The sequence below is a fragment of the Halomonas sp. A29 genome (assembly GCF_046723295.1).
In the GTDB taxonomy this organism is placed as follows: Bacteria; Pseudomonadota; Gammaproteobacteria; order Pseudomonadales; family Halomonadaceae; genus Halomonas.
The window spans coordinates 1-15,848 of sequence record NZ_JAXQPR010000013.1; the positions used below are offsets into that span (position 1 = coordinate 1).

General features: G+C 62.3%; 15 protein-coding genes and 1 CRISPR repeat array (1 of these 16 running past the window's edge). Of the genes, 6 read left to right on the forward strand and 9 right to left on the reverse strand.

Translation table 11 applies throughout. The features are described 5' to 3' along the window. Positions 1–1,151, forward strand: a 1,151-nt coding sequence (locus tag SPH52_RS20045) for a (Fe-S)-binding protein (RefSeq protein WP_411796807.1), incomplete at its 5' end; no start/stop codon positions are given. On the opposite strand, the gene SPH52_RS20050 is transcribed toward SPH52_RS20045, so the two are convergent. Then, the gene (locus SPH52_RS20050) at positions 1,135–2,139 is read right to left on the reverse strand and encodes a GlxA family transcriptional regulator (protein WP_411796808.1); all 1,005 of its coding nucleotides are present in this window, start codon (positions 2,137–2,139) and stop codon (positions 1,135–1,137) included. The genes SPH52_RS20045 and SPH52_RS20050 overlap by 17 nt on opposite strands. Positions 2,140–2,231: 92 nt before the next feature. Here SPH52_RS20050 and SPH52_RS20055 point away from each other — a divergent pair, with 92 nt between their 5' ends. Together SPH52_RS20055 and SPH52_RS20060 are read left to right on the forward strand one after the other, a co-directional pair. Continuing rightward, positions 2,232–3,122: an alpha/beta hydrolase gene (locus tag SPH52_RS20055; RefSeq protein ID WP_411796809.1), complete on the forward strand. Its 891-nt coding sequence runs from the start codon at positions 2,232–2,234 to the stop codon at positions 3,120–3,122. Between the two features lie 30 nt (positions 3,123–3,152). Then, the gene (locus tag SPH52_RS20060) at positions 3,153–4,025 is read left to right on the forward strand and encodes an amidohydrolase family protein (protein WP_411796810.1); all 873 of its coding nucleotides are present in this window, start codon (positions 3,153–3,155) and stop codon (positions 4,023–4,025) included. Positions 4,026–4,128: 103 nt separating this feature from the next. Here the strand turns inward: SPH52_RS20060 and SPH52_RS20065 are convergent, their stop codons facing one another. From SPH52_RS20065 to SPH52_RS20090, 6 genes are all read right to left on the reverse strand, one after another. Further along, entirely contained in the window at positions 4,129–4,974 is an 846-nt protein-coding gene (locus SPH52_RS20065; protein WP_411796811.1) for a nitrilase-related carbon-nitrogen hydrolase, read from the reverse strand. A 31-nt stretch (positions 4,975–5,005) separates the two neighbouring features. Continuing rightward, positions 5,006–6,331, reverse strand: coding sequence for an MmgE/PrpD family protein (locus SPH52_RS20070; protein WP_411796812.1), 1,326 nt, complete (start codon positions 6,329–6,331; stop codon positions 5,006–5,008). 71 nt (positions 6,332–6,402) lie between these two features. Then, positions 6,403–7,287 (reverse strand): glycine betaine ABC transporter substrate-binding protein, encoded by an 885-nt coding sequence (locus tag SPH52_RS20075; RefSeq protein ID WP_411796813.1) that lies wholly within the window; start codon positions 7,285–7,287, stop codon positions 6,403–6,405. Between the two features lie 36 nt (positions 7,288–7,323). Beyond that, on the reverse strand, positions 7,324–8,067 hold the full coding sequence (locus SPH52_RS20080; RefSeq protein WP_411796814.1) for an ABC transporter permease: 744 nt from the start codon (positions 8,065–8,067) through the stop codon (positions 7,324–7,326). 4 nt (positions 8,068–8,071) lie between these two features. Then, positions 8,072–9,232, reverse strand: a complete 1,161-nt coding sequence (locus tag SPH52_RS20085) for an ABC transporter ATP-binding protein (RefSeq protein WP_411796815.1) — start codon at positions 9,230–9,232, stop codon at positions 8,072–8,074. 45 nt (positions 9,233–9,277) lie between these two features. Continuing rightward, a complete protein-coding gene (locus SPH52_RS20090; RefSeq protein WP_411796816.1) occupies positions 9,278–9,943 on the reverse strand; it encodes an ABC transporter permease in 666 nt (221 codons plus the stop codon). A 218-nt stretch (positions 9,944–10,161) separates the two neighbouring features. Here SPH52_RS20090 and SPH52_RS20095 point away from each other — a divergent pair, with 218 nt between their 5' ends. Further along, entirely contained in the window at positions 10,162–11,709 is a 1,548-nt protein-coding gene (locus SPH52_RS20095) for an alkaline phosphatase D family protein (protein WP_411796817.1), read from the forward strand. A 49-nt stretch (positions 11,710–11,758) separates the two neighbouring features. Here SPH52_RS20095 and SPH52_RS20100 read toward each other — a convergent pair whose 3' ends face one another. Next, positions 11,759–12,349 (reverse strand): DUF4202 domain-containing protein, encoded by a 591-nt coding sequence (locus SPH52_RS20100; RefSeq protein WP_411796818.1) that lies wholly within the window; start codon positions 12,347–12,349, stop codon positions 11,759–11,761. Between the two features lie 191 nt (positions 12,350–12,540). Here SPH52_RS20100 and SPH52_RS20105 point away from each other — a divergent pair, with 191 nt between their 5' ends. Beyond that, entirely contained in the window at positions 12,541–12,909 is a 369-nt protein-coding gene (locus tag SPH52_RS20105; protein WP_411796819.1) for a DUF6746 family protein, read from the forward strand. Here the strand turns inward: SPH52_RS20105 and SPH52_RS20110 are convergent. Then, a complete protein-coding gene (locus SPH52_RS20110) occupies positions 12,890–13,120 on the reverse strand; it encodes a hypothetical protein (RefSeq protein ID WP_411796820.1) in 231 nt (76 codons plus the stop codon). The two genes, SPH52_RS20105 and SPH52_RS20110, sit on opposite strands and share 20 nt — an antisense overlap. 171 nt (positions 13,121–13,291) lie before the next feature. On the opposite strand from SPH52_RS20110, the gene SPH52_RS20115 reads away from it, so the two are divergent. Then, complete coding sequence (locus SPH52_RS20115; RefSeq protein ID WP_411796821.1) at positions 13,292–14,293, forward strand: aldo/keto reductase; 1,002 nt, start codon at positions 13,292–13,294, stop codon at positions 14,291–14,293. A 172-nt stretch (positions 14,294–14,465) separates the two neighbouring features. Continuing rightward, a CRISPR array of direct repeats spans positions 14,466–15,848; the repeat unit is 29 nt; unit sequence CGGTTAATCCCCGCTCCCGCGGGGATCGG; it runs 5,663 nt beyond the window's last position.

Sequence of the window (15,848 nt, forward strand, 5' to 3'; positions counted from 1 at the left end):
TGCCGGAGCGGGTGCGCAACACCTGGCGGCGCCGCGACGAGCCCGACTTCTCCCATGAGGTCTACGAGGCCATGGCGGGCTGCCTGGCCTGCAAGTCCTGCGCCGGCCAGTGCCCGGTGAAGGTCAACGTGCCGGATTCGCGCTCGCAGTTCCTCGAGATCTACCACGGCCGCTACCTGCGCCCTGTACGCGACTACCTGATCGGCGGCATGGAGTTCTTCGTGCCCTATCTCGCCTACGTCGCACCGCTCTACAACGCTGCGCTAGGCAACCGCCTGGTGGACCGGCTGCTGGCGCAGCACGTCGGCCTGGCCGACAGCCCACGGCTCTCCCGGGCACGGCTGGCCAGGCAGCTGCGCGCCTGGGGCGTGGCCGAGGCCACGCCGGTCTCACTGGGCCTGCTCAGCGAGGCGCAGAAGGCCCGCAGCGTGGTCATCGTGCAGGACGCCTTTACCAGCCACTTCGAGGCCGAACGGGTGATGGACATCGTCGAGCTGCTCGCCCGCCTCGACGTGAAGGTCTTCGTCGCGCCCTACTCGCCCAACGGCAAGCCGCTGCACGTGCAGGGCTTCCTCGGCGCCTTCGCGCGCACCGCCGAGAAGCAGGCACGCCGCCTGCGCGCCCTGGCCGAGTTCGGCGTGCCGCTGGTGGGCATCGACCCGGCCATGACCCTGACCTACCGCCAGGAGTACGTGAAGGCGCTGGGACCACAAGCCGTGCCCGAGGTGCTGATGCTGCAGGAGTGGCTGGCGGCCCAGGGCAAGCGCCTGGTGCCGCCGGCGCTCGCGCAGCAACTGGGCCAACTCGAGGACCCCGGCTTCCGGCTGCTCTCGCACTGCACCGAGAAGACCAATGCCCCGGGCAGCCCCAAGGCCTGGCAGCAGGTGTTCGCCGCCTTCGGTGTCGAGCTGGAGCTGCTCAGTACCGGCTGCTGCGGCATGTCCGGCACCTACGGCCACGAGGCGCGCAACCTCGAGACCTCGAAGACCATCTACGCCCAGTCGTGGCAGCCGGTGGTCGAGGGCGAGGCCAACCGCGGCCGGCTGCTGGCCACCGGCTACTCCTGTCGCAGCCAGGCCAAGCGGCTCTCCGGCCAGGCCCTGCCGCACCCGCTGCAGGGGTTGCTGGCCGAGCTCAAGCGGTGCGGTTGAGACCTGTCTTGCGCCGCTCTTTAGGCGAGATACCGAAGAACTTTCGATAGCACTTGCTGAAGTGGGAGGTAGAAGAAAAACCGGTCGCTGTGGCGATATCTATGATGGGCATCGAAGTATATCGCAGTAGCCTATCACCGTGCTCCAAACGAAAATTCAGGTAATAGTTTGCTGGCGTGACCCCGAAGTGCTGCTTGAAGAGTCGCTGCATCTGACGGTGAGAGACATCCACCAGCATCGCGATGCTCTCACAGCTCAAGGGGTCTTCAATGTGAGACTCCATGACTTTAATAGCAGCTATGAGCGTGGAATTGTGAACCCCAAGCCGGGCTTCGTGACTCATCCGCTGCTTCTCATGAGCCGAGCGAATATTCGGATGGATACACTGTTCAGCGATCTGCTTGGCCAGCTCACCACCATGCTGCCTCTCGATCAAGGACAGCATCATATCCAGACCAGCGGTACCTCCTGAACAGGTCATGATGCCCTGGTCGATCTCAAAGAGTTCATTGGAGACCATTATTTCCGGATATTCTTCCTGAAGGCTGGCCTGATTTTCCCAATGAATGGTGCAGTGTTTACGATCGAGCAAGCCCGCCTTGGCCAGCAAAAAACTGCCAGTTGAGGTTGAACCCAACAGGCGGCGACTTCGCCCCACCTTTCTCAGCCACTGAAAAAGTCGCTCATCGGCGATCAGATTGGTGCCCAAACCAGCGACCAGGATGAGGGCATCGAGTTCATGCCAATCAGCCATCGCTAGAGTCGGCATGAAAGGGAGACCGTTACTGGCTTCCAGACCTTGATCGTCAAGGCTCATAAGATGCCAGCAATACAGAGATTTCCCACTCATGCGATTAGCTATTCGCAGCGGCTCGATTACGGAGCTGAACGACAGCATGGCGAATTGGGGAAAGAGCAGAAAACCCACCATAAAGGGAGAGTCGCCGTCTCGGAAAGGCTGATTATGGCGTGTCACGATCTTACCCATACATGTCGCTTTTGAACCTTAAACTCTGATTGGACTGCCGCAAGATGTCAATACTGTTCGGGCAAGCATTAGTTTCATAACAGGAGTTAGAAATGAATTCCGAAAGTGTTTCGATCATTAGCGATGGTCTTAGGCTGGATGGTTCCTACTACTGGGAGGAGTCGTCTCTCAAAAAAGAGACTCCCCTGGTGATTGTCTGCTCCGGCTTCACCGGCTTGAAGCGGATTCACCCGGAGCGCTTTGCGCGTTATCTCACCAAGCAGGGCTTTATGACGTTTGGCTTCGACTATCGCGGCTTCGGCGATAGTGAAGGAGAACGCGGCAAGGTTCTGCTCGAAGAGCAGGTACGCGATATCGCCAATGTGGTGGCAGTGGTCAGCAACCGCGCCAGGAATGAAGGACGCAAGCTGGTACTGGCCGGCTGGGGGATGGGTGGAGGGTTGGTGCTGGATGCCTATCAGCATGCCGAGGAGCTCATCGATGGCCTGATTTCCATGAATGGCTTCTTCGATGCGGTACGCGTTCAGAAAGCACTGCGGGGTGAACTCGGCTGGAAGCAGTTCCGGGCCTTCATGAACGAGGAGCGTCGCTATCTGGCCCAGGGCGGCGAACCGCGAGAGATCGACCCCTTTGATATCTATCCGCTGGATGAGATTTCTCGTGGGTATGTGGACGAGGTACTGCGCAAGACGCCGGGATATGGCCTGACCTCGGTACTGGACTTTGCCGACTCGCTGATTGCCTTCTGCCCGGAGGCACATATCGACGAGCGCTACGCCAATACGCCGCTGCTGATCGCTCACGGTGCCGAGAACGATCTGCACCCAGTCAGCGAGGCACGGTCATTGTATGCCACCTACCCGGGCCCCAAGTCGCTCTATCTGCTTCCCGAGGGCGGCCATACCGAGTGGATGCTCGACGACGATCCCAAGTTCCAGACCTTCGCTAGTCATGTCGCCGACTGGCTGCAGCGTGAATTCTGAGCCTTGCATGGTATGAGAGGGATTGCGCCAATGATTCCCCTGTGTGCGGCTGCCGATCCTGCTCCGCGTACGCCTGACTTCACCGTCCCTCCGGGGGCGGTGGACTGTCATGCCCATGTGTTCGGTCCGCAGAATCGCTACCCCTATCACCCCGAACGCACCTATACCCCACCCGATGCGAGCCTGGTGGACTATCTGGCGTTGCACCGCACCCTGGGAATAGAGCGCGGCGTACTGGTACAACCCAGCGTTTATGGCCTCGACAACAGGGCGACCCGTGATGCGCTACGGACCCTGCGTAGTTTCGGGCTGGATTACCGGGGCATAGCCGTCGTGGATGGCAGCGTCGAGGAAGGCGAGCTGGATGCACTGCAGCAAGACGGCTTCTGCGGGGTTCGTCTCAACCTGCTGTTCAAGGGCGGCATCGACTGGCAGGACGTGGCGGCGCTGGCTGGGAGGCTGGCGGATCGCGACTGGCACCTGCAGTTCCTGGTGGATGTCTCGACCTTCGAAGGCCTGGAGGCGCGGGTCCGGCGTCTGCCGGTACCCGTCGTCGTCGACCACATGGGGCACATGCCCTGCGCCAAGGGAGTGAACCATTCAGGTTTCTTGGCCTTGTGCCGGCTGCTGGAAACAGGCAATGCCTGGGTCAAGCTATCCGGGGCCTATCGCATCACCGATGATAAATTCCCCCCCTTCGAGGATGTGCTGCCTTTCGCCAGGCAACTGCTCTCTGCCAATGAGGAGCGTTGCGTCTGGGGTTCGGACTGGCCACATCCCCATATTCCGGTGGCCATGCCCAATGATGGTGATCTTCTGAGCGAGCTGGCACGCTGGGCTCCTGATGAGCGCTTGCGCCAGCGCATCCTGGTGGACAACCCGAAGTGCCTCTACTTCAGTTGAGCCAGCACAACTTCTTCCTTTCGAACGACTCGACAGCGCCAGATGCTGCCGAGTCGTTACGTATTGGGCTGGGTCAGGTCAGGCTAGAGGGGGCAGGAAAGGGTCAGGAAAACCGAGCGGACAGTAGTTGCTGGATCAGAGGGGTGTCGGCATCGCGATGGGTTGGCAGCTCGAAACGTGCCTTGGCGATCTCGCGCCGCGACAGCGACGCAGTGATCAACGCCTCGGCGTCCTCTGCCGCGATGAGAGTCTCGCCACGCGGCCCGAGGATGCACGAGCCACCCCAAAAGTGGCTTGCTCCCTCGGGGCCGAAACGGTTGGCCATGATGACTGGGGTACCATAGGTCATGGCGTAGAAGCGAACGTTGAGCAGCCAGTTGCGCTCGTTGGAAAACTCCTCGCTGACGATGCCCGAAGCTGAGTTGATCGGCGCGCACAGCACCGCCGGACGTGAAAGCAGGGCCGCATGCACCAGCGCCGGATTCCACAGGTCGGCGCAGATCAACGACGTGGTGGTCCAGCCGGGGCATACGTCAGCATGAGTCAGCCGTAGACCATGGCAGAACCACTTGCCCTCTTCGAGCCCCCCATAGGTCGGCAGATTGAGCTTGCGATGAACGGCCACGACGCGGCCATGCTGCAGCACGCCGAGCGCATTGTAGTACTCCCCGGGGCTGGCCTCCTCCACGAAGCCCACGATCGTCTGCATCGCTTCGGCAGCCTCGGCCAGGGCGATAAGGCGTGGATCCTGAGCTGGCATGGCGACTTCCATCACCCGAGGGCCAAGCGCGTAGCCTGTCAGCGACAATTCGGGAAAGACCAACAGCTCGAGCTTCTGGCGGCGAGCCTCGGCAATGTACTCCTCGTGACGGGCGAGATTGTGATCCACGTCGCCCAGCTCGACATTGAGCTGTACGGCGCCGACCCGCAGGGTGTCTTGATGGTGCATGGCGACCTCGAAAGAATGGAAGGCTCGAGCTTCAGGCAACGGTAGTGGGACCAGGGGCGCGCAGGCAATGCAGCAGAGCCGAAGCGGGCAACTGTTCGAGCCGCGATACCACCTCGAGCAAGCGCCGGGCGTCAGTACCGAGCACGGGTTCGGCCAGGGTCAGAAACTTGGCGTGGAGCGCTTCATCGGACAAGGGCGAATGCGGATCGCCCCGGGCTTCTCGCGGCTCACTCTCTACCACACGCCCGTCAGCCAGGTGGACTCTGGCGATAGCCCAGCGCTCGCGAGGGAAGCGATGATTAAAAAGCTCGCTCTCCTGGATCACGACCCGTGCGGCCAGCGTCGTCAGCCTGGTATCGTCCAGTGCCGTGGTCACGGCGTCCACATCGATGCCACCCGAGAGCAGGGCGCAGGCCACCGCCCAAGGGAGACTGTACTGAGCCTCCTCCGTGGTGCGGGGGCGAACCGTATGCAGGCGCTTCGCCTCGTGAAAGGTGATGATCTCGATGCGCCGGATCCGGTTCGGATCCCCTACCGCATCGCGCAGTGAGCGTACCGCCTCGACGGCGGGCTGGGCCCAGCGGCAAACAGGATAGGGCTTGAAATACTGTTCGTGGAGGTACCAGCGCTCTCCGAGATCGGCCCACAAATGGGCCACCTCCCGAGCGCTGACGCAGAGCGCCGGGGCGCCGGTGAAACCGTCCTGCGCCAGCAAGGCGGACGAAATCCCAGCCAGCGCCCCCCACCCCGAGCCGTCCTTGAGCATGGTGGGCGAGTCGATGCAGCGCATCATCTGGCTGCGCGGCCCATAGAACTCGGCGATACCCAGGGCGTGGTGGAGGCGCGACGCATCAAGGCGCAGCAGGCGTGATGCTACTGCAGCAACGCCCAAAGCGTTCCAGGCGCCCGACGTGTGGTAATCCGGGCTAGTGGCATGGAGCGCGATGCCTGCTCGGGTCGCCACTTCGTAGCCCATTGCCAGCAGCCCCAGCCATTCACGCCCCGAGAGCGCTTCGGCCTCAGGCAGGGCGAGCAGCCCGGGAAGTAGGGCCACCCCGGCGTGCCCTTTGGTAAGGGCCTGACCATCATGGGCATCGAGGGCATCGATCAGCCAGGCCCCGTGCAGGGCGACACCGCATGGCGAGGCGCGCCCCTCGGAGAACAGCAGGGGACGAGTGCCCGGATATTGGCACAGAGTGAAGCGTTGCGCCTTGTCCGCCAGCGGCGTTCGCGTGGCGGCGGCGGCCACGCCGAGCAGATCGAGCAGACAGCGCTTGGCTTGCGCCAGATGAGCGTCAGCCAGCCGCCCTGGATCCTGGCCGATGAGCCAGGCCAGCAGTGCAGGAGCGGGAGTCATCTCGCTGTCTCCTGGTTCAACCTGGCGTATCGAAGACCGGGGCCTCCCATGGAGGCCCCAGCCGGCAGAGGTCAGAGCAAGCCATGCTCCTCGAGAAAGGTTTTCGCCACTTCCTCGACTGACTTGCGGCGCACGTCGACCTGAGCATTGAGATCGGCCATAACATCATCGTCGAGCAGCGACGACAGGTCGTTCATCTGATCCTCCAGCGACGGGAAGGCCAACAGGGTCTCCTGGCGTACCACCGGGGTCAGGGCATAGGCAGGAAAGAAGTTCTGGTCGTCTTCCAGCACCTTGAAGGCGAACGCAGGGATGCGACCATCGGTGGCAAAGACCAAGCCGACGTCGACTTGTCCATCACGCAGTGCCTGATAGACGAGCCCCGAATCCATGCGGTTCACATCGCGTCGGCCTACCTCGAAGCCATAAGCCTCTTGAAGCGGCCGCCAGCCATCGTCCCGGGCATAGAACTCGGCATTGAGAGCGAAGCTCAGCGCCTCACCGTCATTGACGGCCCGGGCCAGATCGGAGAGGGAGTGAATGCCGCGCTCTTCGGCCACTCCCGCGCGCATGGCCAAGGCATAAGTATTGTTGGCCGCAGAGGGTTCCAACCATACCAGGCCTTTCTCAGCATCCAGCTCCTTTACGGTGGCGTAGGTCTCCTCCGGGCCAAGTCTCTCACTGATACCGTTGAAGTTGATCAGCGAAGTGCCGGTATATTCCCAGTAAAGATCGATCTGACCGTTCTCCTGTGCCTGGCGCAGCACCGCCGACCCCATACCAGCCCGGGTATCCACCTGATAGCCAAGGCCTTCCAGGTACTGGCTGGTCATGCTGGCAATGATCTGCTGTTCGGTGAAGTTCTTGCCACCCACCACCAGATCGGAGGCGTGGGTGATGGAAATACCTCCGGCCAGAGCCAGCCCGATGAGGGTGGTGAAGCATTGCTTGATCATGGTGCGTATTCCTTAGTTGTTTATTGTGGATGTTGCTCAAGCATGAGCTGCTGCACGAGCAGGGTTGACACCGCGAGGGACCACCAGAAAGGCGATGGAAGCAACCAGGGCATCGACGCAGATGGCCAGTAGCGCGGTGGGAATGGCACCGGCAAGCATCATGACGGGGTCATAGAGATCGATGCCGGTGAAGATCAACTCACCGAGACCGCCGGCGCCGATCAGGAACGCGAGAGGGACCGTCCCAACGTTGATAGCCAACGCCGTGCGGATACCAGCGAAGATGACGTAGAGCGCATTGGGCAGCTCGACGCGAAACAGGCGCTGAACAGGCGACATTCCGATACCAGCCGCCGCCTCCTTGAGAGCCGGTGAAACCCCCTTGAGGCCGGTGTAGGTGTTACGCGTGATTGGCAGCAAAGTGGCCACGAACAAGCCGAAAATGGCAGGTACCATGCCAATGCCCAGCAGGCTCATGGAAAGTGCCAGCACTGCCAGGGTTGGGATGGTGGTACCGACATTGAGTATCTGCATCGCCGATTCAGCCCAGCGTGCCACGCTGGGACGCGACAGCAGCACACCCAACGGAATAGCGACCAAAATGGCCAGACTGCCAGAAACAGCGGTGAGCCAAAGGTGCTCGGCCGCCAGGAACTGGATGTCAGGCAGATAGAACAGGAAATCATCGATCAAGCCACTGGCATGGCTCCATGCACCGATGAAGAAGATGGCCAGCAGGAGCAGAGCGCGCAGTGCCCCTTTCAGGGTCTGGATGGGCATCGGCTCACCCCTCCGTCAGCAGGCTGGTCGGCTGTGGGGCATCCTGCTGCGCGCGAAAGCGGGCACCCAGATGATGCGTCATGTCGCGCTGGGTGATCTGCCCGCAGAGCTTCCCCTCGTCATCGGTGCAGGGCAGCCAGGTCATATCGTTGGCCAGCATCAGCGATACTGCCTTGCGCAGGTCATCGCCGACATGCACGGTCGCCGGCACCCGCTGCGCATGGTCATGGCAGATGCCCCGGCTGGCCTTAGCCACCGCGCGGGGAATGATGCCAATGGGCTGGCGTTTCTCGTTGACCATGACGATAGCGTGCTGGTAGCCATAGTCATCGAGCCGCTTGAGCGCGGTCTCGAGGCTATCGCTGGGTGTCACGGTGGCAAATTCCCCGCCGATCACCTCCTGGACCTTGACGAGATTCAGCCGCTTCAGTGCCCGATCCTCACCGAGGAAAGACTCCACGAAGGCGTCCTTGGGCGTCGCCAGCAGCTCATCCGGTTGAGCGTACTGAACCAGGTGGCCGTCACGAAAGATGGCGATGCGATCCCCCATCTTGATCGCTTCGTCGATATCATGGCTGACGAACATGATGGTTTTCTTGAGCTCCTGCTGCATCTTGAGGAACTCATCCTGGATCACGGCCCGATTGATCGGATCGATGGCGCCGAACGGCTCATCCATCAGCATGACCGGCGGGTCGGCCGCCAGCGCACGAGCCACACCGATACGCTGCTGCTGCCCTCCGGAAAGCTCGTTCGGATAGCGCTTCAGGAAGGCATCCGGCTCCAGCGCGATCATTGCCATCAGCTCCCGGGCGCGTTCCCTATACTTGGCTTTGTCCCAGCCGAGCAACCTTGGCACGACGGTGATATTTTCCTCGATCGTCATGTTGGGAAACAGGCCAATCTGCTGGATCACATAGCCGATGTTGCGTCGCAACGTCTGGGTATCCATGCCAGTGGTATCTTCACCATCGATAAAGACCTTGCCGGAAGTTGGCCTGATGATACGGTTGATCATCTTCAGCGTGGTCGTCTTGCCGCAGCCCGATGGCCCCAGCAGAATACAGATCTCTCCGCTAGACACTTCCATGTTGATATGGTCAGCGGCCACCACCGCACCCTCAGGGGTATCGAAGACCTTGGTCAAGTTGTCCAGTCGAATCATTTCAGTATTCCTTATTATTGGATGGAGGTATCAGGAGAGCGAATATCAGGTCCCAGCGGGAACTCCCTCCATCCCTTTTGGCGTCAAGTATTTCTGCAGACAAAGCAAAGCAAAATCGACAATGATAGCCAACAAACTGACGGCCACAGCACCGACTATTAACTGACGGGGGTCGGACTGAGAAATACCACGACTGATGAAAGTTCCAAGACCTCCAGCGCCGATATAGGCGGCAATTGCCATGACGCCAATATTGAGCACCACGGCGGTTCGAACACCCGCCATGATGACCGGAACAGCTAGCGGAATTTCTACCATACGTAGGCGCTGATTGGGGCTCATGCCAACACCCTTCGCAGCCTCACGCAATGCCGGGCTTACATTATTGATCGCTGTATAGGTATTACGGATGATAGGAAGCTGCGAATAAAGAAGAACAGCAATGATAGCCGGCACATAGCCAATCCCATGCCCAATAACCGAGAGCAGCGGAATCATTAGGCCAAAAAGTGCAATGGAGGGAATGGTCACAATGATAGATGCGACATAGAGCACATTCTTCGCCAAACGCTCATTCTTGGTGATGGCGATGCCGATCGGCACTCCAGTCAGTGTGGCGATGCCCACTGCTATCCCGACTAGTGCAATATGCTCGAGAGTGCGTGACACGAGCAGATCGAGATTAGCAATAGCAAAATGCATCAGCTCCATGACGTAGCCTCTTATTGGATTTGCTGGGTGCAGGCTAGGTTCTATCCTAGTGCCATGAAGCAACACGAACTAACCAAAAGGCGACACAAAAGAACATAATCCTGTCATTGGCAGCGCAGGGTAGGACAGCAATCCCCTGAGATGTAACGTTGCTGCCAAGCCGCTGTCATGGCGCCCTGCCAGGATGCTGGGGTCTTCCCCACCCTCAGGTGCCGACCATGCGTTTGACGCGACGAGATCTGCTGAGCCTGGGCCTGAAAGGGGGTGCCGTACTGGGCACCACCCTGGCCGCTCCCTCCATCATCCTGGCCGAGAGCCGCCGCCCCGTGATCACCAGCGGCGTAATGAGCGGCGACATGCTTGCCGACCGCGCCATGCTCTGGTCGCAGGTCGACCGGCCGGCCCGCATGTTGGTCGAGATCGCCGACAACCCCGAGTTCCGTGGGGCTCGTCAACTGCTCGGCCCGGAGACCCTGCACGCCACCGGCCTGACCGCCAAGCTCGACGCCACCGGGCTGGCCGGCATGGACACCGCCCACTATCGCGTCCGCTTCGAGGCGCTGGACGACCGCCGCGCCATCAGCGAGCCGGTCACCGGCCAACTGCGCCTGCCCCCGGCGACCCGCCGCGACGTACGTTTCGTCTGGTCCGGCGACACCGCCGGGCAGGGCTGGGGGATCGACGAATCCCGCGGCGGCATGACCACCTACGGCACCATGCTGCGCCAGCGGCCGGACTTCTTCATCCACTCCGGCGACACCGTCTACGCCGATGGCCCGTTGCAAGAGAGCGTAGCACTGCCCAATGGCGAGCTGTGGCGCAACCTGGTGACACCCGACAAGCTCAAGGTGGCCGAAACCCTGGACGAATTCCGCGGCCAATACGCCTACAACATGCTCGATGCCAACGTGCGCCGCTTCAATGCCGCCGTGCCCATGCTCGCCCAGTGGGACGACCACGAGACCGTCAACAACTGGTACCCCGGCGAGATTCTCGACGACGACCGCTACAGCGAGAAGAACGTCTCGCTGCTCGCCGCCCGAGCCCGCCGCGCCTTCCTCGAATACATGCCGCTGCGCCAGCGCCCCGAGGCCCCCGGGCGAATTTATCGACACTTCGCCTACGGCCCCAGCCTGGAGATCTTCATGCTGGACATGCGCTCCTACCGCGCGGCCAACAGCCGTAACCAGCAGACCGGAGGCGAAGAGGCTACCTTCCTCGGGCAGGACCAGCTGCGCTGGCTACTCGACGGCCTGCGCCAATCCCGTGCGACCTGGAAGATCATCGCCTCGGACATGCCCATCGGCCTGATCGTACGCGATGGCGACGACTTCGAAGCCATCGCCAACGACCACCACGGCGAACCCCTCGGGCGTGAGCTGGAGGTCGCCGAGTTGCTCAGGGCGATCCGCGACGAAGCCATCCACAACGTGGTGTGGCTCACTGCCGACGTGCACTACACCGCCGCCCACCACTACTCGCCGGAGCGTGCCAGCTTCCAGGAGTTTGCCCCCTTCTGGGAGTTCGTCAGCGGCCCCCTGCATGCCGGTACCTTCGGCCCGGGCGAGCTCGACGGCACCTTCGGCCCCCAGGTGGTCTTCCAGAAGGCGCCGCCGGATGGCCGCGCCAACCTGTCGCCCGCCGAGGGCTATCAGTTCTTCGGCCAGGTCGACCTGGACGGCGAGAGCGAGACCCTCACCGTTACCTTGATGGATGCCGCCGGCGAGGCCCTGCACCGGCAGGTACTCGAGCCGCAAAGGGCTTGAACACGAACGAGGGATGGGTCACTGCGCTGCCACGGCCGTGGCAGCGCGGTTAGCCCGCCAGCGCCTCCTCCACCACGGCCCGCGCTTCACCGCTCATGGGCAGCTCCAGCGCCAGCTCCCGGGCGCGCGGCGACATCTTCTTCCAGGTCATCTGCACGATGCGCACCAGGTGCTCGTGTTCCACCTGCTTGGAGAAGTCGGCGAAGTAGTTCTCGAGAAATACCAGGCAGGCGCAGTCCTCAACCGCCTGGGTGCCCGGGTCGCGGCCCAGGCCCTGCTTGCGGATCATCCTGGAAACCTCGGCAGCGTCCTCAGCGGTATAGCCTTGCGCTTCCATTACCCGCGCCGTGGTCTCGCCGGCCCGCTTGCCCTGGTCGCGGCGCCAGGTGAGATAGCCCACGCGCCCCTCCGGGTATTCGCTGCGGGGCACCTCCCAGCGCTGCAGGTGCTGCGAGCGCACCGCGATCTGCACCAGCTCGCTCGGGGCTTCCTCCACCCGCTCTAGCCAGGCGCTCATGCGCCCCGCATGCCACAGCTCCAGGGGCAGGCTTTCACCCTCCACATCCACCCGGCGCGGATCCTCGGCGTGCAGGGCATCGAGTTCGGCCATGGCACGCTGGAACGGTGTTTGGTCAGACATGGGTGAATCCTCGCAAGTCATTATTGCCACAGCATACCGCACCCGGCAGGCGGCTCACGAGCGGGCTACCGAAGCGCAGCGCTACCCGCCGCCCCGGCCAAGGACAAGATGCCGCATGTCATCACCTTGTGAACGCCATGCGCTATAACTAGCGTTGAAAATACTTCTTTCCACCTGTTGAGGTATGCCCGATGAAACGGATAGCCATCGCCCTGCTGCTCACCTCCCTGACACTCGGCGCCGCCCACGCCGCCGAGGAACTCGAAGACGCTGGCGGCCAACCCGCTCAAGACCTTTCCCAGGCCGTGGACTACCTGGAGATCGAGAACGACAGGCTCGACGCGCTGCTGCAGAAGCGTGAGCTGACCGACGACGACCTCGCCATCATCGAGCAGCTCAGCGAGACCCTCGCGAACGCCCTGAACACGGTTCGCAGCGAAGTCGACACCATGAGCGAGCGGGTACAGGAGGTGCGCTCCGGCGCAGCGGATAAGGACCACGATCGCGTTCGCGAGAACGGCCAGGACTACCTGGAGCGAATCAAGACACTGATGCAGTAAGGCAGCGCTGCGGGCCCGACACCACCGGCATCAGCGCACCAGCATGCGTGGCAACACGCCCTGCCCGTTGCGCCGATGCCACCATCCACGCGACTTCCCCTTCGAAGCCCGCCATCAGCGGAATATCGAAGTGCTCGAAGGCGCGCCCCGATCCGTACTGGCGCAGCAGTCCAGCGCCGGCACCGCCAGCATTGGTGGGCAGCCTCGACACTATTCATGAACGGTTCCTTCCCCTTGGCCGCAACGGCCTCGTTACGCTCGATTCTTCAACGTAGCGGCGGATTGAAGAAGTTGTGTGAAAGCCCCCGCCGGTGTTCCCTTCTTGCGAGGAAAGCATCGGGCTCGGCATGATACAAAGCCTCACCCCTGACCCGGAGCCTGCATGTCATTCTTCACTCGCCTCAAGGAAGTGGCCTCCCCCACCATCGGCCTGGGCTGCATGAACCTCTCTCACGGCTATGGCAACCCGGTTGACGAAGCCGAAGCGCTGCGCGCCCTGGATGAAGCCTTCGAGATGGGCTATCGCCACTTCGACACCGCCACCCTATACGGCGCCACGGCCAACGAGCGGGTGGTAGGCAAGGCGCTGGCCAACAAGCGACACGAGATCCTCTTGGCCAGCAAGTGCGGCATGGCCATGAACCCTGAGCTTGGCAAGAAGGTGATCGACGGACGCCCCGAGACGATTCGCCGGCAGTGCGAGGCCAGCCTGGAGCGCCTGCGCACCGACCACCTGGATCTCTACTACCTGCACCGAATGGACCGCAACGTGCCCATCGAAGAGAGCGTCGGCGCACTGGGGCGACTGGTGGAAGAAGGCAAGGTGCGCGCCATCGGGCTCTCTGAAGTTTCCGCCGCCACCCTGCGCCGCGCCCGGGCCGAACACCCTATCGCCGCGGTGCAATCCGAATACTCGCTGTGGACCCGCAACCCCGAGATCGCCCTGCTAGACGCCTGCCGCGAGGCCAACACGGCCCTGGTCGCCTTCAGCCCCCTGGGCCGCGGCTTCCTGGCCGGCGCCATAACGGAAACCACCCAACTCACCGAGAACGACGTGCGCCGCGGCATGCCCCGCTTCAGCGCCGAAAACCTGCCGCACAACCTGCGCCAGCTCGAAAAGCTCCAAGCCATCGCCAGCGAACAGGAAGTGACCACCGGCCAATTGGCACTCGCCTGGCTCAAGGCCCAGGGCGACGACGTGATCCCCATCCCCGGCACCCGCTCCATCGCGCATATGCGCGAGAACCTCAAGGCCGAAGACCTGCGCCTGGATACCGCCACCCTTGAGCGGCTGAGCGAGCTGCTGACACCGGACCAGGTGGCCGGCGCCCGCTACAGCGAAGCGCTGCAGGCGGAAATCGATACGGAGGAGTTTGGGGGGTAGTGCGGTGGAAGCTATGGATGTAGCTCTACCATTGAGCTGCACCCAAGACGGTTTGTTTTCTCCGCCACTGCGGGGAACGAAGTCTCACCAGTGAGACGATAAGCCGGTATTACGGTTTATCCCCGCTCCGCGGGGATCGGTCTTTCTCGGGGACCAGGTGCCAGGCTTCCTTCGGTTAATCCCCGCTCCCGCGGGGATCGGGTGCGCTCGAAGACCTCCATCGCCTGGAGATACGGTTAATCCCCGCTCCCGCGGGGATCGGCTTTCATCAATTCGATACCATCCTCTGCCGTGCGGTTAATCCCCGCTCCCGCGGGGATCGGGTTTGACCCGCCATGAAGGGCTCGAAACCTTCCGGTTAATCCCCGCTCCCGCGGGGATCGGTCGCCGCTCATGGCCTGTTCGATGAAGCGAGCCGGTTAATCCCCGCTCCCGCGGGGATCGGTTGAGTCGTCAAAGGAAATTGAAGCGCAACAACGGTTAATCCCCGCTCCCGCGGGGATCGGTAGCCGATCAGCTGCGCCAGTTGCTCTTGATACGGTTAATCCCCGCTCCCGCGGGGATCGGCTATCGTGAAGTCGGGGCACCGAGCTGGTGGCCGGTTAATCCCCGCTCCCGCGGGGATCGGCAGGTATGGCTGCGGTTGAGCCGCTTCGTCACCGGTTAATCCCCGCTCCCGCGGGGATCGGTACATCGCCAATCCCGCGAATATTGGTGTGAACGGTTAATCCCCGCTCCCGCGGGGATCGGTGCGCTCCTGCGACCACATCGCCGAGGAGCTGCGGTTAATCCCCGCTCCCGCGGGGATCGGACCCCGAACTCCCGGGGCGCGGCGTCGGCGGACGGTTAATCCCCGCTCCCGCGGGGATCGGCAACCTGGGGGTTTCTCGTTTCTGGGGTTTACCGGTTAATCCCCGCTCCCGCGGGGATCGGCAGGTATGGCTGCGGTTGAGCCGCTTCGTCACCGGTTAATCCCCGCTCCCGCGGGGATCGGGGAGTATTGGAGATGATCAATGTTCGTCGAGCCGGTTAATCCCCGCTCCCGCGGGGATCGGTTGCCGGCTTGCGGGCCGTGGTAGCCCTTGGGCGGTTAATCCCCGCTCCCGCGGGGATCGGAACTTGGCCAAGGCCACTTCGCCGGATACCCGCGGTTAATCCCCGTTCCCGCGGGGATCGGGTCACTGTGATCTGGACGAATACGCCATCGACCGGTTAATCCCCGCTCCCGCGGGGATCGGCCGCCGACTTCTTTATCCAGCGCATCTTGATGCGGTTAATCCCCGCTCCCGCGGGGATCGGCCGCCGACTTCTTTATCCAGCGCATCTTGATGCGGTTAATCCCCGCTCCCGCGGGGATCGGTGGCTAGAGAGCGCCGCGACTGCCTTCACCGACGGTTAATCCCCGCTCCCGCGGGGATCGGATTTCCCTATAAATTACGCTGTTTCTACCCAGCGGTTAATCCCCGCTCCCGCGGGGATCGGTGTTATTCAGTAGGCCCGCGTTACGTTCCACACGGTTAATCCCCGCTCCCGCGGGGATCGGTCGGCCAGGGCC

Coding starts and splice junctions, on each gene's coding strand:
- SPH52_RS20050 (WP_411796808.1), bottom strand. CDS start 2,139: ATGGGTAAGATCGTGACACGCCATAATCAGCCTTTCCGAGACGGCGAC.
- SPH52_RS20055 (WP_411796809.1), top strand. CDS start 2,232: ATGAATTCCGAAAGTGTTTCGATCATTAGCGATGGTCTTAGGCTGGAT.
- SPH52_RS20060 (WP_411796810.1), top strand. CDS start 3,153: ATGATTCCCCTGTGTGCGGCTGCCGATCCTGCTCCGCGTACGCCTGAC.
- SPH52_RS20065 (WP_411796811.1), bottom strand. CDS start 4,974: ATGCACCATCAAGACACCCTGCGGGTCGGCGCCGTACAGCTCAATGTC.
- SPH52_RS20070 (WP_411796812.1), bottom strand. CDS start 6,331: ATGACTCCCGCTCCTGCACTGCTGGCCTGGCTCATCGGCCAGGATCCA.
- SPH52_RS20075 (WP_411796813.1), bottom strand. CDS start 7,287: ATGATCAAGCAATGCTTCACCACCCTCATCGGGCTGGCTCTGGCCGGA.
- SPH52_RS20080 (WP_411796814.1), bottom strand. CDS start 8,067: ATGCCCATCCAGACCCTGAAAGGGGCACTGCGCGCTCTGCTCCTGCTG.
- SPH52_RS20085 (WP_411796815.1), bottom strand. CDS start 9,232: ATGATTCGACTGGACAACTTGACCAAGGTCTTCGATACCCCTGAGGGT.
- SPH52_RS20090 (WP_411796816.1), bottom strand. CDS start 9,943: ATGGAGCTGATGCATTTTGCTATTGCTAATCTCGATCTGCTCGTGTCA.
- SPH52_RS20095 (WP_411796817.1), top strand. CDS start 10,162: ATGCGTTTGACGCGACGAGATCTGCTGAGCCTGGGCCTGAAAGGGGGT.
- SPH52_RS20100 (WP_411796818.1), bottom strand. CDS start 12,349: ATGTCTGACCAAACACCGTTCCAGCGTGCCATGGCCGAACTCGATGCC.
- SPH52_RS20105 (WP_411796819.1), top strand. CDS start 12,541: ATGAAACGGATAGCCATCGCCCTGCTGCTCACCTCCCTGACACTCGGC.
- SPH52_RS20115 (WP_411796821.1), top strand. CDS start 13,292: ATGTCATTCTTCACTCGCCTCAAGGAAGTGGCCTCCCCCACCATCGGC.